Origin of the sequence: Novosphingobium taihuense, assembly GCF_007830315.1 — a bacterium.
Classification (GTDB): Bacteria; Pseudomonadota; Alphaproteobacteria; order Sphingomonadales; family Sphingomonadaceae; genus Novosphingobium; species Novosphingobium taihuense.
On record NZ_VLKJ01000001.1, the window covers coordinates 343,542 to 363,086 of the forward strand.

Consider the following 19,545-nt stretch of genomic DNA (forward strand, 5'->3'; position numbering starts at 1 on the left):
GATGGTTCACCGGGCATTAAACTGCCGACCGGCCTTGCCCAGCCATGACGTTCAGGACGGGCTTCCAGATTGCACAGCGCCAGAAAGGCTTCTGGCTGACGGCGAGTGCGTGTCTCGCGCTTGGCAGCGTGGCGCAGGCGCAAGATGCCGGCTCATGGCAATTGCCGCCTTCGAGCACCCAGACACCCGCCGCCCAAGGCCCGGTGGTGTCCGACGCGCCGCCGCCGCGCCCGGCACCGAACCCCGCTGTGACGCCGACGCCAGCGCCGTCGATCACGCCCGCTCCCCTGCCCTCACCATCAGCTTCGCCAGCGACCGCCACGCCGGCGCCCCGCCCGACGCGGCCCGCCGCTGAACCTTCCGCGCAAGGGTCCGTTCGCGAAGCCCCAAGTGCAACGCCGACAGTCGCTCCGGCGGCGATGCCATCGCCCACATCGACAGGCGCCGCCACAACGCTGGAGCCGCCTGCCCCCTCGGTGCGATCCGAACCCAGATCAGCGCCGGTGACTGCTGGTGAGAAGCAGGGCATTCCGCTGTGGGCCATGGTGCTTGCAGGGCTCGCTGTCGTCGTTGCGGGCGGCTGGATCGTGTCAAGGCGGAGGCGTAACGATGTGGAGGAACCTTCGTTCGAACCTCCGGTCGTTCGGGACATTCCACCCCCACGCCCTGCCCAGAGCACGGGGCCATCAACAATGGTTCCACCGGCTCCAGTAGCTGCTCCGCTGGCGCTGGATATTTCCGTTGTCCGCATGAGCGCGAGCCTTGTCCATGCGACGCTGTCCTATCGCTTGTCGCTTGCGGCGGGCGCCTCGCTCTCGGACATCGAGGTGCGGGGCGACATGATCTCGGCCCATGCTTCGCGCCCGGCGGAAGAACAATTGGGGCTTGGCGAGGCGCAGGTGCTGCACAGTCTACCGGGTCTGACTGCCGGCGAAACGATGGAAATAGGCGGCGAGGTGCGCCTCCCGCTCGCCGCAATCACTCCGATCCGCCATGGCAGTGCCGCGTTGTTCGTGCCGCTGGTGCGGTTCGAAGTGACCGCACGCGACGCCGGTCGGGTCATCAAGCTCAGGGCCGCGTTCGTCGTCGGGCTGGAAGAATTGGCGGCTGGCGAGCGGTTGCAGCCGTTCCGCCTTGATGTGGGGCCAAGGGTCTATCCCAAGGTCGGGCGACGGGAATTGACCGTGCCGGCCTTTGCCTGAAGCGGCAGTCTTCGCAGTGCACAAACAAACTCGACAGCCTGAACCTTTTTCCGGTCGACGGTGGTGATTGCCGCGTCTAGTCTCGGCGAAACGAACCCGCGCCAGACGGGTCGCGCAGGCAGGCAGGAGCACAGTTAACCATGGAATCGCTGGTTTCCACCCAGTGGCTCGCGGACGAGATGGGCGCGAGCGATCTACGCATAGTCGACGCAACGGCATTCCTGCCCGAGCATGGTCGCGTGCCAAGGCTGGAATACGAGGCCTGCCATATTCCCGGCGCGGTGTTCATGGACCTTGCCGAACTGGTCGACGCGGCCTCGTCCGTACCCAACACATTGCCCTCGGCCGAGAAATTCGCAAGCCGGATGCAGGCGCTCGGCCTTGGCGATGGCAGCCGGATCGTGATCTATGACGACAGCCCGGTGAAGACTTCCACCCGCGCGTGGTTCATGCTGACGATGTTCGGGGCCCAGAACGTCGCCCTGCTCGATGGCGGCATTGCCAAGTGGAAGGCCGAGGGGCGGAAGTGCGCGCAGGGCGTGGAAACGCTGCGGCAGCGGCATTTCACCGTGTGGTCGGATGATAGCCATGTGCGCTCGAAAGCCGACGTCCTCGCCAATCTCGACAGCAAGGCCGAACTGGTCATCGACGCGCGCGGTGCCGGGCGCTTCACGGGCGATGTGCCGGAAACCAACCCGGCGCTGGCCAGCGGACACATTCCCGGCGCGCGCAACCTCCCCTATTCCAGCCTGTTCAATCCCGACGGCACCTGGAAATCGCCTGACGCCATCCGCACCCTGTTCGAGTCTGCGGGTATCGACCTGTCGCGCCCGCTGATCTCGTCCTGCGGCTCAGGCATGACTGCCAACGTGCTGATCTTCGCCGCACATCTGATCGGTAAGGAAGACGTCGCGCTCTATGACGGGTCGTGGAGCGAGTGGGGCATGGACCCCGCGACGCCCAAGGCAACTGGGACAGCTTGAAGGCGGCGGCACACAGCGAGCGCTGAGCAGCGCGCGTTCAAAGCATGAGCGTGATGACGGTCACCCAGAAGGCGGCGCAGAACATGCAAGCGAGCATCCGTCCAATTCGCAGGCGCGGCGCGTTTGCGGGTCGCCTTTGCGCTCTGCAATGTCGCGATTCGGCCAGCGGGGCCGGGTTGATCAGGATTGCTTGAGACATTCGCTGAACTCCCAAAAGATCAGTTCGAGAAGCGGTCGACTCTGCATACGTCCCGTCAAAACCCCCATTAATCTCTACAATATAAGTTGACAATTGGTTTTTGCGGGTCGGCAAGGATTCTGCCGAGTGGAAAAGCTTAAAGCAGTCGAACCGCAGGTCGGGTCCTGCTATCGCCCGACACCATGAGCAGTTCTGACGACATCGACAATTACGGGCTCGCCACACGTGGCGTGCTTGCCGGGCGGCGGGCGGAGTGGACCGGGACGCCGGGGCATCCGGGGGCTGTGGTAAATCCGCCGGTGTGGCGCGCTTCGACGCATCTCTATCCCGATATGGCAGCGCTTCGGGCGCATCCGGCCAACGAGGACGGGCGCTTCTACTATGGGCGAAGGGGATCTCCAACTCAGTGGGCACTCTCAGAGGCATTGACCCAACTCGAGGGGGGCGCAGCGGGAACTGTGCTCTATCCGTCGGGGGTATCGGCCATCGCCGGAGTTCTGCTGACGGTGCTGCGTCCGGGCGACGTCCTGCTGATGACGGACAATGCCTACGAACCCTCCCGCGTCATGGGCCGGGGCCTGCTGAAGGACCTCGGCATCGAGACGCGCTGGTTCGATCCGACCGACCTCGCCGCGTTCGAGGCGGCCTGTTGCGAGCGGACGCGGTGCGTCCTGTTGGAAAGCCCTGGCAGCCTGACCATGGAGGTGCAGGACGTGCCCGCGCTGGCGGCGGCGGCGAAGGCGCGGGGGATCGTCTCGGTGCTCGACAACACCTGGGCCTCGCCGCTCGGATTCTCGGGCCTGAAGCACGGCGTGGACATCGTGACGATGAGCCTGACCAAGCATGTGTCCGGCCACTCCGACTGCATGATGGGCAGTGCGAGTGCGGGGGCCGAGTGGTATCGCAAGCTGCGGCTGCGCTCGCAGGGTTTGGGCCTCGTGGTCTCGCCCGACGATGCCTCGCTGATGCTGCGCGGCCTGCGCACGATGAAGCACCGGCTGGAGGCAGAGACCGCCTCTGCGCTGGCGATTGCCAGGTGGCTGGAAGGGCGGCCGGAAGTGGCTCGGGTGCTGTGCCCGATGCTGCCGGGATCGCCGGGGCATGAGCTTTGGGCGCGTGACTTCACCGGCGGCTGCGGGTTGTTCAGTTTCGTGCTGAAAGGCGGGACGAGCGCGGCGCGCGATGCGCTGATCGATGCGCTCGACCTGTTCGGTATCGGCTATTCGTGGGGCGGGTTCGAGAGCCTTGCGACGCCGGTCGATCCTGCCAGCATCCGCACGGCGAGCGCATGGCCGCTCAAGGGCATGGATGCGCAGGACTGCTTCGGTGTGCGCCTTTCCATTGGCCTTGAGGATACCGCTGACCTGATCGCCGATCTTGAGCGTGGGCTTGCGGCATGGGCAGGAGCTTCCACGTGAACAGCCTCAAGCAGCAGATTGCCGACGTGATCCGCTTGCTGAACGAGATCGGCTTCGATCTCGGCACTTATCACATCTCGGTCTGGGGCGCCTTGCGCATCGTGATAGTGATGCTGCTGGTGATCGTGGCAGCGCAACTGATCGGCAGGTTGGCGCGGAGGACGTTCAGGCGGCTGACCAGCCTTGACCGCACGCAGCAGTTGCTGGGCGAGAAGATCGCGACGATCGTGGTCTGGGGCATATCGATCATGGTCGGCATCGATGTGCTGGGCATCAGCCTGACCGCGCTGACCGTGTTCTCGGGCGCGTTCGGCCTTGCCATCGGTTTCGGCCTGCAGAAAACCTTCGGCAACCTGATCGCGGGGATCATCCTGTTGATGGACCGCTCGATCAAGCCGGGCGACGTGATCGCGGTGAACGACGGCAAGGGCAATTCGTTCGGCGAGGTCAAGAAGATCGGCATCCGCGCGGTTTCTGTGACGACGCGCGACAACCGCGAGTACCTGATTCCGAACGAGAACCTGATGACCCAGCAGGTCGAGAACTGGTCCTATTCCTCACGCGAGGTGGCGATCAACATTCCGGTCGGCGTGGCCTATGGCAGCGATCTGGAACAGGTCGAGAAGCTGATGCTCGAGGCCGTGGCCGGCGTGCCGCGCGTGCTGAGCTTCCCCTCGCCCGGCGTGCTGCTGAGCGCCTTCGGGCCGAGCAGCATCGACATGACGATCGTGGTGTGGATCGACGATCCCGAGGGCGGCGTCGGCAACGTGCGGTCGGACATCCTCAAAGCAGTGTGGCGTCTGTTCAGGGACAACGGGGTGGAGATTCCCTTCCCGCAGCAGGATATGAACCTCAAGGACAGCGAGGGGCTGCGGGCATTGGTGGAGGCTTTGAAGGGTGAGCTTTCCGCGCCAATTCCTTCGTCACCCCGGGCTCGCCCCGGGGTCCCGCTTCCTTCTGCATCGCCCACCAACGAAAAGCGGGACCCCGGGTCAAGCCCGGGGTGACGGTTATGTAGGGGGCGTGGGCGATGGTGCTGACTGCCCCCTTCCGCTAAAGATCATCTAGCGGGGGGGAAAAGCATTCTCACTGGCGACTTGAAGGCCGCGCGCCCATCTGGCCCTCATGAGCAATCCCTCTTCCAGAGTCGGAACCGTATTCCTTGTCGGCGCAGGGCCCGGCGATCCGGACCTGCTGACGCTGCGTGCGGCGCGGCTGGTGATGAATGCGCGGGTGCTGGTGCATGATGGGCTGGTCGATCCCGCGATTCTCGCCATGGCGCCCAAGGGCTGCCGGATGATCTCGGTCGCCAAGCAGCGTTCGCGCCACACGATGCGTCAGGAAGAGATCAACGCTCTGCTGGTGCGCGAGGCTCTGGCCGGGAACGATGTGGTGCGCCTCAAAGGCGGCGATCCCTTCGTGTTCGGGCGTGGCGGCGAGGAAGCGGAAGACTGCTTCGCAGCGGGCGTGCCGGTGCAGGTGGTTCCGGGCGTGAGCGCGGCAATGGGGGCTGCGGCCTCTGCGATGATCCCCCTCACCCATCGCGATGCGGCCAGCATCGTCTCGTTCGTGGCGGGACAGTGCAAGGGACTAACGGACCAGAACTGGGCGGGCCTTGCAGGCGTCGGCCGGACGCTGGTCATCTACATGGGCGTCGCCACGGCTGACGCGATTGCCGAGAAACTGATGGCAGACGGGCTGGCGCCCACGATGCCGGTGGCCGTGGTGGAGAATGCCGCGCGGCCGCAGATGCGCGTGCTGCGCGGGGCATTGGCGGGCCTTGGACCGCTGGTGTCGGACAACAAGGTCAAGAGCCCTGCCCTCATCGTGATTGGTGAAGTGGCAGGCCGGGGAGACATGATGGAATTGAAGCAAGTTTTGGAGGCTGTTCAGTGAAGGTCATTACCGGAAGTGATCTGCGCACCGGCGACGTGATCTGGTGGACCGGCGAAGGCTGGTCGCGCCATGTCAACGATGCGGTGGAAGCAGGCGAACATGCCGAGGCGATCATCGCGCGCGAGAACGCCAAGCAGATCGTCACCGACACGCAGGTGATCCAAGCCACGCTGACCGACGAAGGCGTGCGTCCTGCGCACATCAAGGACCGTATCCGGGCGCTGGGGCCGACGGTCCGCCTCGACCTTTCCCTCAAGCCTGCCGACCCCGCCGCCGGCAACTGGGTGATCTGAGATGGCCATCGGCCAAGGCGACTTTCTCGAGGACGGGCAAGTTCGCGCTCTTTGCACACAATGTGGCGCAGAGAAGCACGAACCCTTTGACCGTTGTGAGAAATGCGCTTTGCAGCCGGTGGGTGACGACCTGATCAAGGCAACAGCGGCATCGGTTTACAGGCATTTTGATCAGCCTAGCAAGGCAGACAACTATGCCTACGAGCTGGCAGCCTACCGAGACAAAGACCTCACACCTTTGCTCAGCACGATTGCCGACGATGAGTTTGACCGATTGCGGCGATGGTTGAGTGAAGCAACTCAAGCGCCTGCTCTAGCTGCCAATTTTGGTCAACTCGTCCGAAAGTTTCTGCCAATTCTGCTGATTGCGGCAATAATTGGTGCATTGCTTGCCTACCTGAAACACTGAAGTCCCGTTATCGAGAGTTACGACGATGTATCAGTACGACCAATATGACCAGGCCATGGTCGATGCCCGCGTCGCGGAATTCCGTGACCAGGTGGAGCGCCGCCTTGCCGGTGACATCACTGAGGACCAGTTCAAGCCGCTGCGCCTGAAGAACGGCCTCTACCTGCAGCTTCACGCCTACATGCTGCGCGTGGCCGTGCCCTATGGCACGCTGAACAGCCGCCAGATGCGCATGCTGGGCGATATCGCGGACAAGTATGACCGCGGCTATGGCCACTTCACCACGCGCCAGAACATCCAGTACAACTGGATCAAGCTGCAGGATGCGCCCGACATCCTCGCCGATCTCGCTTCGGTCGAGATGCATGCGATCCAGACCAGCGGCAACTGCATCCGCAACACCACGTCCGACCAGTTCGCTGGCGCTGCGGCTGACGAGCTGGTCGATCCGCGCCCCTATGCCGAGCTGCTGCGCCAGTGGTCGACCTTCCATCCGGAGTTCGACTACCTGCCGCGCAAGTTCAAGATCGCGATCATCGGTTCGGAAACCGACCGCGCGGCTATGAAGCTGCACGACATCGGCATTCAGCTGGTGAAGAACGACGCGGGCGAGATCGGCTGCCGGTTCTACGTTGGTGGCGGCATGGGCCGCACGCCGATGATCGCGCCGGTGATCGGTGACTTCATCTCGCCGCTGCAGATGGTGTCTTACGCCGAGGCGTGCCTTCGTGTGTACAACCGCTATGGCCGCCGCGACAACAAGTACAAGGCGCGCATCAAGATCCTCGTCCACGAGATCGGTGCCGACGAATACCGCCGCCAGGTGGAGGAAGAGTTCGCGCACATCCTGACGCTCGGCCTCGAGCCGCCTGCGGCAGAGCTGGAGCGCATCAAGGGCTTCTTCGAGCAGCCCGGCTTTGACGCCAATGCCTCCGACGAGCTGGACCTGTCGGATCCTGACTTCGCATTGTGGGTGGACCAGAACGTCCATGCCCACAAGCAGCCGGGCTATGCCATCGTCAACATCAGCCTGAAGCCCACCGGCGGCATTCCGGGCGATGCCACGGCTGACCAGATCCGCCTGATGGCCGACCTCGCGCTCGAGCATTCGTTCGACGAACTGCGCGTGACCCATGCCCAGAACATTGTGCTGCCGCATGTGAAGAAGGCCGACCTCTACGCGATCTGGCAGAAGCTGGATGAAGCGGGGCTGGCCGCTGCAAACCTCGACCTGATCGGCGATATCATCGCCTGCCCGGGCCTCGACTACTGCAGCCTTGCCAATGCCCGTTCGATCCCGGTGGCGCAGAAGATCTCGAACCGCTTTGCGGACCTTGGCCGCCAGCGCGAGCTGGGCGAGCTGAAGCTGAAGATTTCGGGCTGCATCAATGCCTGCGGGCATCACCACGCAGGCCACATCGGCATCCTCGGCGTCGACCGCAAGGGCGTGGAGAACTACCAGCTCCTGCTCGGCGGTTGCGAAGGCGCGGATACCTCGCTCGGCACGATCACCGGTCCAGGCTTCAACGAAGATGGCATCGTCGACGCGGTGGAAAAGGCGACCGACGTCTATCTTGCCCAGCGCGTCGATGGCGAGCGTTTCGTCGATACCTTCCGCCGCATCGGCATGGCTCCGTTCAAGGAGGCGATCTATGCCAAGGAGACCGCCAATGGTTGAGCAGAACCTTCGTTATCGCGATGACGAGCCGGTGGGTGATCCGGCGGTGACGGTGGATGCTTTCGCCGACCAGTCGAACGCGACTGCGGTGCGGATCGAGCCCGGCGACGATGCGCGCGCGCTGTTGCCGCATCTTGACCGGATCGCCCTCGTGGAAGTGAACTTCCCGGCCTATACCGATGGGCGCGGCTATTCGGCGGCGCGCATCCTGCGCGAGCATGGCTATGCCGGCGAACTGCGCGCGGTGGGCGATGTGCTGCTCGACCAGCTGAGCCACATGCGCCGCTGCGGGTTTGACAGCTTTGCGCCGAACCAGCCGATCAGCGCCGAGGCCGCCGACAAGGCCTTCGCGACCTGGCCGGACGTCTACCAGAAGACAGTCGACGGACGCCCCGCAATCTGGGCGAAGCGTCACCCCGCATAAGCTGCGGGACCGAGGAACGAAGCAATGGACAGCACCAAGAGCGCACGCGCGGCCAACCGGACAATCGACCTGATCGATACCCGGCCGCGCTTTACCGAGACGGACGCGATCCGCCTGAACCACCTGTTCCGGGGCAGCGACACGCAGGAGATGCTGCGTTCGGTGATCCGTGACGGGCTGGCGGGCGATCTCGCGGTCGTTTCAAGCTTTGGCGCGGAAAGTGCTGTCCTGCTTCACCTTATTGCCGAGGTCGACCCGTCGGTGCCGGTGCTGTTCCTCGAGACGGGCAAGCACTTTCCGGAAACCGTGGCCTACCGCGACGAGTTGATCGGGTTTCTGGGGATGACCAATCTCCAGATCATCGAACCCGATGCGGAAGTCATCGCCAAGAAGGACGAGAACGGGTTGCGCTGGTCGTGGGACCCGGATGGCTGCTGCGAGATCCGCAAGGTCGAGCCGCTGGCCAAGGCGCTACTTCACTATGACGCGTCGCTGACCGGGCGGAAGGGCTTCCAGTCGAAGACCCGCGCTGGCTTGCCGCGCTTCGAGATCGACCATTCGGACGCGCAGGGGCGGCTGAAGATCAATCCGCTGGCATCGTGGGACAAGACGGCTCTCGAAGCCTACTTTGCCGAGCATAACCTTCCGCCCCACCCGCTGGTGGCGCTGGGCTATCCCTCGATCGGCTGCGCGCCCTGCACCAGCAAGGTCGCGCCGGGTGAAGACCCACGCTCGGGCCGCTGGAAGGGTTGGGACAAGACCGAGTGCGGTATTCACTCGCCGACCGATGCGGCCAAGCCGGGTGATGAACTGCCGCCGGGATACGATCCGGTCTTCTGATCGGCGTTTGCCAGTCGTGACTGCGCTCTGCTAGGTCGCTCCCCGGGATAAATGGGGAGTGATCGCTTGGCACTGGATGCGCGCAGGATCGGGTTCTGGGCTGGGCCACTCGGGTTTGCCGTAACGCAATTGACCGCTGCCCCTGCCGGAATGCCCGATGCGGCATGGAGCGCGGCGGGCCTCGTCTGGTGGATGGCGGCCTGGTGGATGACGGAGGCGCTGCCGCTCTCGGCGACGGCCTTCCTGCCGTTCCTCGTGCTGCCGCTGACGGGCGTTGCCGATGCCAACAAGACGGCGGGCTCCTACTATTCGCCGATCATGTTCCTGTTCATCGGCGGGGCTTTTCTTGCCCTGGCCATCGAGCGCACCGGGCTGCACCGGCGGCTGGCGCTCTTCATCATGGGGTTGGCGGGGACCAAGCCGGGGCAGTTGCTGCTTGGCGTGATGACCGCGACAGCGGTGCTTTCGAGCTTTATTTCCAACACATCCACCGCGCTGATCATGATGCCGATGGCGATTGCCATGCTGCGCGCGGGCGGCGTGCGCGAGGGCGAGACTGCGGGGATGGCGGGTGCCCTGCCGATGGGCATTGCCTTTGCCGCTTCGATCGGCGGGCTCGCCACGCTGATCGGGACGCCGACCAATGCCATCGCGGCAGGGCTGATCGAAAAGGCGCTGGGGACCAAGGTCACCTTCCTGCAGTGGGCCTTGTATGGCGTTCCGATCGTGATCGTCGCCGTGCCGCTGGCCGCGTGGATCATCGCGCGGGTGCAGCGCCTGCACGAGGACGGCTTCGACCCACTGGCGGCGCGGGAGGCCATTGGCCACGCGAAGGACTGGAGCATTGCTGAAAGGCGGTTGCTGCCGGTGGTCCTGCTGGCGTTTCTGGCATGGGTGTTCCAGCCGGTGCTTGAGGGCGTGTTCCCCAAGGGCGGTTTTACCGATGGTACGGTGGCCGCAATTGCGGGCCTGATCCTGTTCTTCCTGCCCGATGGCACAGGGCGTCCGATGCTGACTTGGCCCGAAGCCAACCGCGCGCCTTGGGACGTGGTCCTGATGTTCGGCGGCGGTCTTGCCATGGCGATGGGCATGACCGAGAGCGGGCTGACCAGGTGGATGGGCGAGATGCTGCTGCCGCTGGCGCATGTCCCGCTGCCGCTGGTGGCGCTGGTGCTGGTGGCCTTCGTGATCGTGGTGACGGAGTTCGCCAGCAATATCGCGGCGGCGAGCGGGATCATGCCGGTGGTTGCGGCGCTGGTGGCGGCGCTGGGTGCAGACCCGATCCTGCTCGCCCTGCCCGCCGCCTTTGCCGCGACTTGGGGGTTCATGCTGCCTGCAGGGACAGGGCCCAATGCTCTGGCATGGGCTACCGGACATTGCACGATGCGCTCGATGATCAAAGCAGGCTTCGCGCTCGACGTGGCGGGCGTGTTCCTGCTGGTCGGCGTGGTCTGGGCGATGGCTGCAATAATCTGATGCACATTACGTAGTTTCGCCAGTTAGCACTTCACCTCGGGCAAAGTTTTGGGTTAGGTAAGAAAAAACGGCCTCCGGCTGAATCGCTGTGCGAACTTGCACAGCCGTTCGCACAGAATGAGGCGAAAGAGTGGTCGCACGTTCTTTCGTCAGGATTCGCAGTGGGGAGATTCGCCGTGCGCCGCATTTTCAAGACATTGCTGGCGGGAAGCGCCGGGGCAGCCAGCCTCGCCGCGCTGATGCTGCTGCCGACTGGGGTGGCGGAAAGCGCCGACCACCTCGATCCGGGAGCCCGCACCGATGCTGGCGTCGATCCGACACCGGACATCCCGGCCGACATCGCGGACGTCTTTGCATGGCATGCCAATGGCACGACACGCATCGCGATGACCTTTGCGGGGCCGGTGCCGACGACCGCGCCGACGTATTACGACCGCGATGTGCTCTACAAGATCAACATTTCTACTCAGGCGCCGGGCAACACGCCGGAGTTCGTCATCAAGGCCCGCTTCGGCAAGGGTCAAGGGGCGAACGATTGGGGCGTGCGGTTCGAGGGTATTCCGGGCGTCGACGGCGTGCTCGAGGGACCTGTCGAGACAACCCTGACCAGCGGCGGCGTAAAGGCTCGTGCAGGCCTGTTTGACGAGCCGTTTTTCTTCGATCTCATCGGTTTTCGTGAAACACGCTCGTTCGGAACGATCCGTATCCGCAACGACCGCAACTTCTTCGACGGCCAGAACGACACCGCAATCGTCTTCGAGATCCCCGATGCGAACCTCGGATCGAGCGTGAGCAAGATCGAGGTCTGGGGACAGACGCTTCGCTTCGGAGGGAACATCTGATGTTTGACCCCCTGAAAACCATTTGGGCAGCTTCTTCCGCGCGAAAGCTGATAAAGATCGCAACGCCGCTCGCATTGGCAGCAATGCTTGTTTCCTGCGGCGAGGATGGCTCAGGCAGCCAGGTCGTCGTGCCGGCCCCATTGCCCAGCACCACCGCTACCGGCACGCCCACGCCAACGGCGACGGCAGTCAGCTACAATGTCGATCGCTGCTTCACGCAGGCAATTCAAGGTGAGAACGGGGCCACACTGACCTCGATCCTCATCCCGGATACGCTGAAGCTTGATCTGACGCGGACCTCGCACTTCCCGAACGGACGCGATCTGGACGATCAGGTCATCGATATCCTGCTCGCCACGCTGCTGCTGGACATGACGGTGACCGGGCAAGGCCCGAACACGCTGGCCGGTGTGCCGCTCAACCCGCCTGCCAACGACAAGCCCTTCAGCATTACCTTCCCGTTCCTTGCCGCGCCGAATGGCGCGCCGCAGATCGCCTCGGGTACTGGCAGCGGGTTCAATTTCCGGAACGATCCGGATTCGGGCTATGTCTCGGTCGACCGCATGGGCAACCCTGCGGTGGCCACCGCGCTGATCGGATCGTCGATGAAGCTGAGCTTCAACGACGATACGCCTACTGGCGATGCCACCAACCAGAAGTACCTGGCCGAATACAAGAACGAACTGCACAAGCTGTTCGATCTGATCGGCGACGATCTGGAGAACTTGCAACTCAAGATCTGCGCCACAAAGTCCTGACGAGAGGCGCAAGCGAATGACGAGCGAACGCGGTCGCAAGTGGCCGTGGATCCTGCTGGCGGCGGTATTCCTGGTGGCCGCCGCCAGCATCGTTTCCGACAAGATCAAGGCGCGGCAAGGCCCGCCCGATCCGCTGCCCGGCGAGGTCAAGCCATGGTTCGGCCCCCGCAACCAGACCGAAGCGCTGGCCGCCGCAGACAACGGCGTGAACAACGCGCGCGACCGATTGAAATCTGCGCCGGACGAATGGCTGAGGCTCGAAATGCTCGGCCGGGCGCTCGCCGCGCGCTTCCGGGTGAGCGGCAATTACGCCGATCTTGCCGAGGCGGATGCCCTGCTGGCTCAGGGCATGGCCAAGTCCGAAGCCCCTGCAGGCCCGAGCCTTTCGCGCGCGACCATTTCAGTTCTTGCACACCGTCTGGATGCGGCTGACGAGGCGTTGACGCGCTTCGATTCACAGAAAGGCGAGCCCACGTCCGATGAGCAGGCCGACGGCTGGGCCATCAAGGGCGATATTGCGCTTCAGCGCGGGGACATGAAGCGCTCGCGCCTCGCTTACGGACGAGCGGAGGAAGCCGAAAGCAATGCCAGTATCGCATTGCGGCAATCGATGCTGTCTCTTCGATCAGGAGATCCATTGCTGGCTCGCAGACGGGTCAATGCCGTCTTGCGGGCGAACAAGCTTACTCGCAGCGCGAAGGCGCAAGCCGCCCTGCTGCGCGCCACAATTGCCTATGGCACCGGCGACTGGAAGGCAGCGGGCATCTGGGCGCGGTTTGCCGATGGCTTCTTTCCCGGCAATCCACTGGCCATGGCGCATGTGGCGCAGCAGCAGGCGCTGGAGGGCGATGTGCCGGGGGCGGTCAGGCGCTACGAGGCGATTGTCGCCAAGGCCCCCCTGCCCGAGATCATGGACGCATTGGCCTTCACCTTGCGCCTGCAGGGTCGCGGGGCGGAAAGCCGCCAGTGGGCGGACAAGGCGGCGGCGATCTGGGCGGAGCGCTACCGGGCGCTGCCCGAAGCAGCGGCGGCACATCTCGTTGAGCATGAACTTGCGCTGGGCGATCCGGCCAAGGCTCTGCCCGTTGCCAGGGCCGATGCCGCACGGCGGCCGCATGGAGCGAGCCTGATCCTGCTGGCGCGCGCGCAACTGCTGACCGGCGACGCCAAGGGCGCGCTTTCGACTTTGGAACGCGCGGAGAATACCGGATGGCGAACGGCTGGGCTTTACCTTGCGCTGGCGGATGTCCACACCGCACTGGGCGATACGAATGCTGCCGACGACGCGCGGGAGGAAGCGCTTGATATCAATCCCAAGGCGACGGACCCTGCGGCACGCTACGTCTGGTTCGGCCACGATTAGGCTGGTGCTTGCGGCATGGCTGGCGCTCCTGGGTGGCCTTTTGCCGTCCCCTGCCCTTGCCCATCTGACGCCCAATTCCGAAATCCGGCTCGACTTCGCACCTGGACTGGTGAAGGCCGACGTTATCGTTCCGCAGGCCGAGTTCGGCTATGCGACCGGACTTGCCACCGACAACCAGCCGCAGAGCCTTGCGCAAGCCACGGCGCGGGTGCTGGCAGACATGGCGGTGCTGGCGCAGGACGGCAGGCGATGGACCATCGGCGTTGACCGCATCGCGTTCGAGCAGATCGCCGGGCCGCCAGACCTTCACCTTCAACTGACGCTGACCCCGCCCTCGGGTGCATCGGATCGCAACTTGCGCTGGCGCTGGCACGTGGTGACGCGCGAGGCTCCGAGCCACTTTGCCTTGCTGGTGGTCGACGGCGATCTGGCGGGCGGCGTGCGGGGGGAGCGCGAGCTTGTCGGCGCGCTGACATCGGGCAGGCCCGAACTCGTTGTCGATCGCGGCCACGCGGGAATGGGGGCGATGTTTGGCAATGCCTTCGCGCTTGGCGCGCATCACATTGCGCAAGGATACGATCACCTGCTGTTCCTGCTCGCGCTGCTGCTGCCCGCGCCGCTGATCGCGGCGGGCGGGCGCTGGAGCGCAAGGCGCACAGGGCGCGAGACGCTTGCCAAGCTGGCGTGGATCGTCACCGCGTTCACCGTGGGCCATTCGGCAACGCTGATCCTCGCCGCGTTCTTCGGCGTGCGCCTGCCCGCACAGCCGGTGGAGGCCGGCATTGCGCTTTCCGTGCTGGTTTCGGCCATTCACGCCGCACGGCCCCTGTTTCCGGGGAAGGAGCCGGTCGTGGCGGGGCTGTTCGGGCTGGTCCATGGCCTCGCCTTCGCAACGCTTGTCAGCAACTTCGGGCTGGGCGCGATCACGCGGGCGGTGGCGATCCTGGGCTTCAACCTTGGTATCGAAGCGGTGCAGCTTGGTGTCGTGCTGGTGGCGCTGCACGCAATCATCGCGCTTTCCCGGTGGCGGCACGGGGACAGGGCGAGGCTGGCTCTTGCCGCCATGACCGGCCTTGCCGCCCTTGTCTGGTTAACCCAGAGGCTGGGGGCATCCTGATATGGACAAGGCTGCCCGCGGCCTCCTATCGTCGCGCATGGAGGGGGCGCGATGGAACGGGATGGTGACGGTTCAGCACTGACGCAGGGAGCGAATTCCGTGCTCGGCTCGCCGTTGCGTCTGCTGACGGGCACGCTGATCTTCGTCCTTGCGGTCTATGTCGTATCGACCTGCGGCTTCGTGTTTGCTGGCTGGCCGATCGGCGATGCCGCCTACATGGTGCTGCTCACGGTGTTCTCGGTCGGCTATGGGGAGATCCGGCCCGTCGATACCCTGTTCCTGCGCTGGTGGACGAGCGCGACGATCATGCTCGGCTGCACCGGCATGATCGTGCTGACCGGCGCGCTGGTGCAGGTCTTCACCCTGTTTCAATTCCGACGCCTGATGGGGCTGGATCGTATGATGACCGAAATCGAGAAGCTGGACGGCCACGTGATCATCTGCGGCTATGGCCGGATCGGTGTGCAACTGGCCAAGGCGATGACCGAGGCCAGGCGCCCGTTCCTGATCCTTGAGCGCGATCACACCAAGGCAGAGGACGCCAAGGCGCAAGGGTTCCTTTGCATGGTGGGCGAAGCGACCCACGAGGAGACGCTGAAGGCGGCGGGGATTGCCCGGGCCAAGGTGCTGGCAAGCGTTCTGCCGGACGACGCGGCGAACGTGTTCATCACGCTCTCTGCGCGCAATCTCAATCCTGGCATCGAGATCATTGCGCGCGGCGAGGCGCCGACGACCGAGAACAAGCTGTTCCACGCAGGGGCCGACCGGGTGGTGATGCCGACGCACATCGGGGCCGAAAGGATTGTCGAGATGATCCTCTACCCCGCGACGGGCGACGCGCTGGAAAGCATCGGCGCGGTGCGGCGCAACCTGCACGACTTCGGGCTGGACCTCGAAGTGGTTCAGGTGCTGCCCGATGGCGCGTTGACCGGCGAAACCGTCGGCGAAGCGGAGCGGCGGGGCAATGGCGCCTTTTTCGTCGTGCAGATCGACAGGAGCAATGGCCAGTCGATCCAGCATCCGGGCGAGGACGTGTCGCTGGAAGCGGGCGACAAGGTGATGCTGGTGGTGCGCGGCAGCAGGCTGTCGGCGGGCGCAGTGTTCAGCGCGGCGCGTGCCCCGGTGAAGCACGGGCGGACGTTTGTGGGGTGAGCGCAGGCCCACCCCTGTGCGCTTACCCGTGCGCGCCGAAGTAGTTGGCGATTGCGACGGCGATGCGGATATTCAGGGCGTGGGCGCGTTCGATGGGGTCGATGAAGCGCGCGCGGATCGCGCCGTAGTCCTCGCCGCGATGGTCCGGATAATCAGTCGGCTCGTCCACCGGGAAATCGGTGATCTCGGGCTCGATCACCGGATAGGCGCGGCGCAGCTGGGCGAGCGCATCATCCACGCGAAGTGACAGGACCATTTCCAGCACGTCTTCCCGGCTGACGTCGTTCGAACGGGCGAAGGGCGGGACCTGCACCGCGCGGATGAACATGTGCATCAGCAGCGCGAGGCGCACCGATTGCAGCAGGCCGATATTGCGACGGTCATCGTCCTGCGCGGCATCGCGCCCGGCTTTTTGCCCGGGGACCAGTGAGAGCAGGCGGTGGAGCTTCATCCAGTCCACCCGCAGGCGTGAAACGAGGCGGCGGAACACCCCTGCCCTGTCGTCCTTGGTGAGGTAGTCCGCCAGCGCAAGGCAGGCATTCTCGAGCGCGGTCTCGGTGCCGCGATAGGGTCGGCTGGCCCAGTAGGCAGAGTTGAACAGCTCGCCATGGGCGGCGACGGTCTTGATCGAAGCAAGGCCGTTGGCGGCGCGCAGGAGGCGGACAAGCTGGTTGCCGCGGGTGGACCGGCCAAGCAGTTCGGCGACCGATTCCATCTCCTCGCCCGCAGCGGTCCCGGCCCCGGCAATCACGTTCACCGGGTAGCCGATCTGCTGGAGGATGGCGTTGTGCGGGATCGCGCGGATCTGGCGCAGGCTCATCGTGCGATCGGCGCCGATGTCTGACTGGCGGCGCGAGACGCGGCTGCCGGTGCCCTTGAGCAGGCCGAGGCCGAACGCGGTCAGCGCGCGGGAATAGGTCGCGCTTTCAAGGTGTTCGCGCTGGACGCGACGGATTGAGCGGTAGAAATCAAGGCTAAGGTCGGTGCGGTCGTAGAACGGGTCCTTGGCCGTGAGATCCTGATCGAGCGCTTCGTGCTCGGCAATGCGGGTGAGCGTTGCGAGCGCGAGTTCGTCGTTGCGGAAGAACAGGTAGCCATCGCCGCCCTGGAAGCTGGCTTCGGGTTCGATGGTGATCCCGGCGCGGGCGAAGCGGCGTCGAGCCCAACCGGACAGTGGCCAGGTCAGGCGGTCGGCAAAGCCCGAAGGGTGGGCGCCGCGGCCCATGGATTCGCCATGGGTATCAAAGATCAGCGCGGCGACATCGGTCAGCCCGTTGGCCTTCATCGCTTCGGCAAGGCGGCCCTGCAGGCGTTCGATGGCAAGCGCGGCAGGGATCTGGCCCATGAACCGACCTGCGTCAGAAAAGCCGGTCTGGATCGAGACGCGGCCGCGCAGGCGGGCGTAGTTGCGGTAGGATTCTTCCGAAAGCAGCGCTTCGAGGAAGCGGCCTCCGTGTTCCAGCGCGGTCTCGGTTTCGAACAGGGGCGAGACATCGACCTTGCCTTCGATGCCGAAGAGCTTGGCGAAGTAGAGCGCGGCCAGCACGGTTTGCGGCTGTTCGCATTCGGCGATCAGCATGCGGATCGGCGCATCGGCATCGATGTGCTGGAGCATCTTGGCCATGACCAGGAACTGGCGCATGGCTGTGCTGGTCTCGATGGCCAGTGCGCCGAAGTTGACGCGCAGCGGCTTCACCTCGGCGAGCAGTTCGCGCAGGCGCGAAAGCGCGCTCTTGCTGCCAAGGTCGAGCGTGCCTTCCGGGTCGATCCGGCGGCGCAGTGCGTTGAGCAGTTGCGACGAGTTCACCCGGAAGTGGATCCAGCCGATGCCAAGGCCGTCGGCGCGCATGGCAGCGGCCAGAGTGGCGAGCGGGATCGCAGTGGCCTCGTCAGCCTTCTTGGCCTCTGCTTCGAGCGCTTCGATCAGCGGAGTGAGGCTGAGCAGCTTGGCAGGATCGTCGGCGCTAAGGCGGTTGGCGGCGGCAGAGAGCGCTTCGGGGTTATCGAGCGGCGAGGAGAAAAGCTCGGCCATGTCCGCCGAATGGGCATGGGCGGCATCTAGCGTTGCCAGGATCGGATGCGCGTCATTAATCGCGCGCAGCGACGCAGCATAGCTCGCAAGGCGCAGCGCCTTTTCGCGCAGGCGGAAGGCGATGGAGGTGGTCCAGCCGATATCGGTGCGGCCGTCCATGTCGTAGCCGACCCAGGTGGCGAAGCGGAAGGGCAGTGGCCTGAAATCAAGCCAGCGGCCCGGCCAGCGCTGGCGGGCGTGCGAAAGCAGCCTGGCGTTGATCGCATCGCGGGCCTTGCCTGCGCGCTTGATCGCGTTGCAGACCTCGATATGCTCGAACTCGAGCGTGATCTTCGGGCCTTCGTGCGGGACCGTGCAGACGGTGGAGGCCTGCGGATCGTCTGCCAGCGCAGCAGTAGCCACGGCATCGGACTGCGCGGGGCTGAGCAGGAAGGTGGGATGCGCGGTGAAGACTGCGTGGAGCAGCGGCTTTTCCCAGCGCTGGCGGAACTCTGAAAAGCCCGCTTCTTCAGGGTTCAGTGCCTCGATCAGCGCGAGATTTTCGGCAGGCACGGTCGGCGCGACGAGGCGCTTGAGGCGCGCGGCGCGGCTTTGCAGCGCTTCACATTCGAGTTCGGCGACAAGACTGTCGATGTCGGACAGCGCAAGGTCACCGCCTTCGAGCAGCCGCGACAGATCGTGGCTGAGTTGGAAGACAGGGTTGAACAGCGGCGTTTCGGCCGTCCGCTCATGGAGTTTCTGCAACCTGGCCTTGAGCTTGGCGACCGTCTTCATGTCTGCTGTATTCCCTGTATCCGCTTATTGCCCCAGCGCTACCGCTTCGCGTGCAGCCGCTTCGATTGCTGCTTCATCGGGCGTGCCTTTTCCGACCACCCAGCTGCCACCGACGCACAGGACCGGATCGAAACCCAGCCACTCGGGCGCGGTGGCGGCGGTAATGCCGCCAGTGGGGCAGAATTTGCACTGGTGGAACGGTGCCGCCAACGCCTTTAGTGCGGGCAGTCCGCCAGAGGTCGAGGCGGGGAAGAACTTGAAGTGCGTCAGGCCGAGATCCAGGCCGCGCATGATGTCTGCCGCGCTGGCGGTACCGGGCAGGAAGGGAATGCCTGAAGCCACGGCAGCCTTGCCGAGGTTGTCGGTAAGGCCCGGCGAGACGATGAATTCGGCACCGGCATCGATCGCAGACTTGAGTTCATCGGGATTGGTGACGGTGCCAGCCCCTACGATCGCGCCTTCGACAGCCTTCATCGCGTGAATGACGTCGAGCGCGGCGGGCGTGCGCAGCGTGACTTCGAGGACTCGCAGGCCACCCTTCACAAGAGCACGGGCAATGGGGAGCGCATGATCGACATTGTCGATGACAAGCACCGGAATGACCGGAGCAGTGCGCATGATGGTTTCAATCGGCTTCATGGCGTGTCCCTCTCGCGGCCTTTGTGGAGGGTGGGCTTAACGCGACTCAG

The 19,545-nt window shown here is 64.7% G+C and carries 19 protein-coding genes; 16 read left to right on the forward strand and 3 right to left on the reverse strand.

Features of this window, described 5'->3' with window-relative positions; all coding sequences use genetic code 11:
* Positions 1-16: 16 nt before the first annotated feature.
* Positions 17-544, reverse strand: a complete 528-nt coding sequence (locus IQ25_RS01540; protein ID WP_144901568.1) for a hypothetical protein — start codon at positions 542-544, stop codon at positions 17-19.
* A gap of 148 nt (positions 545-692) precedes the next feature.
* Here IQ25_RS01540 and IQ25_RS01545 point away from each other — a divergent pair, with 148 nt between their 5' ends.
* The 16 genes from IQ25_RS01545 to IQ25_RS01620 all read left to right on the forward strand — a co-directional run bounded on the left by IQ25_RS01545 (position 693) and on the right by IQ25_RS01620 (position 16,050).
* Positions 693-1,202 carry a hypothetical protein gene (locus IQ25_RS01545; protein ID WP_144901570.1) on the forward strand — a complete coding sequence of 170 codons (510 nt, stop codon included), beginning with the start codon at positions 693-695 and terminating at the stop codon, positions 1,200-1,202.
* Between the two features lie 140 nt (positions 1,203-1,342).
* Positions 1,343-2,185 (forward strand): sulfurtransferase, encoded by an 843-nt coding sequence (locus IQ25_RS01550; RefSeq protein ID WP_144901572.1) that lies wholly within the window; start codon positions 1,343-1,345, stop codon positions 2,183-2,185.
* 381 nt (positions 2,186-2,566) lie between these two features.
* On the forward strand, positions 2,567-3,802 hold the full coding sequence (gene metC, locus IQ25_RS01555; protein WP_144901574.1) for a cystathionine beta-lyase: 1,236 nt from the start codon (positions 2,567-2,569) through the stop codon (positions 3,800-3,802).
* Entirely contained in the window at positions 3,799-4,809 is a 1,011-nt protein-coding gene (locus IQ25_RS01560) for a mechanosensitive ion channel family protein (protein ID WP_258536925.1), read from the forward strand. Before metC ends, IQ25_RS01560 begins: the two co-directional genes overlap by 4 nt.
* 118 nt (positions 4,810-4,927) lie before the next feature.
* The gene (cobA, locus tag IQ25_RS01565) at positions 4,928-5,698 is read left to right on the forward strand and encodes a uroporphyrinogen-III C-methyltransferase (protein WP_144901578.1); all 771 of its coding nucleotides are present in this window, start codon (positions 4,928-4,930) and stop codon (positions 5,696-5,698) included.
* A complete protein-coding gene (locus IQ25_RS01570; protein ID WP_144901580.1) occupies positions 5,695-5,991 on the forward strand; it encodes a DUF2849 domain-containing protein in 297 nt (98 codons plus the stop codon). The genes cobA and IQ25_RS01570 overlap by 4 nt, the downstream gene beginning before the upstream one ends.
* A gap of 1 nt (position 5,992) precedes the next feature.
* A complete protein-coding gene (locus IQ25_RS01575) occupies positions 5,993-6,400 on the forward strand; it encodes a class I tRNA ligase family protein (protein ID WP_144901582.1) in 408 nt (135 codons plus the stop codon).
* Between the two features lie 25 nt (positions 6,401-6,425).
* The gene (locus tag IQ25_RS01580) at positions 6,426-8,078 is read left to right on the forward strand and encodes a nitrite/sulfite reductase (RefSeq protein WP_144901584.1); all 1,653 of its coding nucleotides are present in this window, start codon (positions 6,426-6,428) and stop codon (positions 8,076-8,078) included.
* A complete protein-coding gene (locus tag IQ25_RS01585; RefSeq protein WP_144901586.1) occupies positions 8,071-8,502 on the forward strand; it encodes a DUF934 domain-containing protein in 432 nt (143 codons plus the stop codon). Before IQ25_RS01580 ends, IQ25_RS01585 begins: the two co-directional genes overlap by 8 nt.
* Before the next feature lie 24 nt (positions 8,503-8,526).
* The gene (locus IQ25_RS01590; protein ID WP_144901587.1) at positions 8,527-9,342 is read left to right on the forward strand and encodes a phosphoadenylyl-sulfate reductase; all 816 of its coding nucleotides are present in this window, start codon (positions 8,527-8,529) and stop codon (positions 9,340-9,342) included.
* 72 nt (positions 9,343-9,414) lie between these two features.
* The gene (locus IQ25_RS01595; protein ID WP_246415440.1) at positions 9,415-10,818 is read left to right on the forward strand and encodes an SLC13 family permease; all 1,404 of its coding nucleotides are present in this window, start codon (positions 9,415-9,417) and stop codon (positions 10,816-10,818) included.
* Between the two features lie 176 nt (positions 10,819-10,994).
* A complete protein-coding gene (locus IQ25_RS01600) occupies positions 10,995-11,660 on the forward strand; it encodes a DUF4331 domain-containing protein (protein ID WP_144901592.1) in 666 nt (221 codons plus the stop codon).
* Entirely contained in the window at positions 11,660-12,418 is a 759-nt protein-coding gene (locus IQ25_RS01605) for a DUF4331 family protein (protein ID WP_144901594.1), read from the forward strand. The genes IQ25_RS01600 and IQ25_RS01605 overlap by 1 nt, the downstream gene beginning before the upstream one ends.
* A 16-nt stretch (positions 12,419-12,434) precedes the next feature.
* Positions 12,435-13,781 carry a tetratricopeptide repeat protein gene (locus IQ25_RS01610; RefSeq protein WP_144901595.1) on the forward strand — a complete coding sequence of 449 codons (1,347 nt, stop codon included), beginning with the start codon at positions 12,435-12,437 and terminating at the stop codon, positions 13,779-13,781.
* A 4-nt stretch (positions 13,782-13,785) separates the two neighbouring features.
* The gene (locus IQ25_RS01615) at positions 13,786-14,898 is read left to right on the forward strand and encodes a HupE/UreJ family protein (RefSeq protein ID WP_158637647.1); all 1,113 of its coding nucleotides are present in this window, start codon (positions 13,786-13,788) and stop codon (positions 14,896-14,898) included.
* A 51-nt stretch (positions 14,899-14,949) separates the two neighbouring features.
* Positions 14,950-16,050: a potassium channel family protein gene (locus tag IQ25_RS01620; protein WP_144901599.1), complete on the forward strand. Its 1,101-nt coding sequence runs from the start codon at positions 14,950-14,952 to the stop codon at positions 16,048-16,050.
* Between the two features lie 22 nt (positions 16,051-16,072).
* Here the strand turns inward: IQ25_RS01620 and IQ25_RS01625 are convergent, their stop codons facing one another.
* Positions 16,073-18,856 carry a phosphoenolpyruvate carboxylase gene (locus IQ25_RS01625; RefSeq protein ID WP_144901601.1) on the reverse strand — a complete coding sequence of 928 codons (2,784 nt, stop codon included), beginning with the start codon at positions 18,854-18,856 and terminating at the stop codon, positions 16,073-16,075.
* Between the two features lie 24 nt (positions 18,857-18,880).
* Positions 18,881-19,495: a bifunctional 4-hydroxy-2-oxoglutarate aldolase/2-dehydro-3-deoxy-phosphogluconate aldolase gene (gene eda / locus IQ25_RS01630; protein WP_144901603.1), complete on the reverse strand. Its 615-nt coding sequence runs from the start codon at positions 19,493-19,495 to the stop codon at positions 18,881-18,883.
* Between the last annotated feature and the right edge of the window lie 50 nt (positions 19,496-19,545).

What these genes read in the sequence shown, in the direction of transcription:
- IQ25_RS01550 (WP_144901572.1), top strand. Translation starts at nt 1,343, where the DNA reads ATGGAATCGCTGGTTTCCACCCAGTGGCTCGCGGACGAGATGGGCGCG.
- IQ25_RS01610 (WP_144901595.1), top strand. Translation starts at nt 12,435, where the DNA reads ATGACGAGCGAACGCGGTCGCAAGTGGCCGTGGATCCTGCTGGCGGCG.
- IQ25_RS01540 (WP_144901568.1), bottom strand. Translation starts at nt 544, where the DNA reads ATGGCCCACAGCGGAATGCCCTGCTTCTCACCAGCAGTCACCGGCGCT.
- cobA (WP_144901578.1), top strand. Translation starts at nt 4,928, where the DNA reads ATGAGCAATCCCTCTTCCAGAGTCGGAACCGTATTCCTTGTCGGCGCA.
- IQ25_RS01620 (WP_144901599.1), top strand. Translation starts at nt 14,950, where the DNA reads ATGGAACGGGATGGTGACGGTTCAGCACTGACGCAGGGAGCGAATTCC.
- IQ25_RS01545 (WP_144901570.1), top strand. Translation starts at nt 693, where the DNA reads ATGGTTCCACCGGCTCCAGTAGCTGCTCCGCTGGCGCTGGATATTTCC.
- IQ25_RS01580 (WP_144901584.1), top strand. Translation starts at nt 6,426, where the DNA reads ATGTATCAGTACGACCAATATGACCAGGCCATGGTCGATGCCCGCGTC.
- IQ25_RS01590 (WP_144901587.1), top strand. Translation starts at nt 8,527, where the DNA reads ATGGACAGCACCAAGAGCGCACGCGCGGCCAACCGGACAATCGACCTG.
- IQ25_RS01625 (WP_144901601.1), bottom strand. Translation starts at nt 18,856, where the DNA reads ATGAAGACGGTCGCCAAGCTCAAGGCCAGGTTGCAGAAACTCCATGAG.
- IQ25_RS01605 (WP_144901594.1), top strand. Translation starts at nt 11,660, where the DNA reads ATGTTTGACCCCCTGAAAACCATTTGGGCAGCTTCTTCCGCGCGAAAG.
- IQ25_RS01585 (WP_144901586.1), top strand. Translation starts at nt 8,071, where the DNA reads ATGGTTGAGCAGAACCTTCGTTATCGCGATGACGAGCCGGTGGGTGAT.
- IQ25_RS01575 (WP_144901582.1), top strand. Translation starts at nt 5,993, where the DNA reads ATGGCCATCGGCCAAGGCGACTTTCTCGAGGACGGGCAAGTTCGCGCT.
- eda (WP_144901603.1), bottom strand. Translation starts at nt 19,495, where the DNA reads ATGAAGCCGATTGAAACCATCATGCGCACTGCTCCGGTCATTCCGGTG.
- metC (WP_144901574.1), top strand. Translation starts at nt 2,567, where the DNA reads ATGAGCAGTTCTGACGACATCGACAATTACGGGCTCGCCACACGTGGC.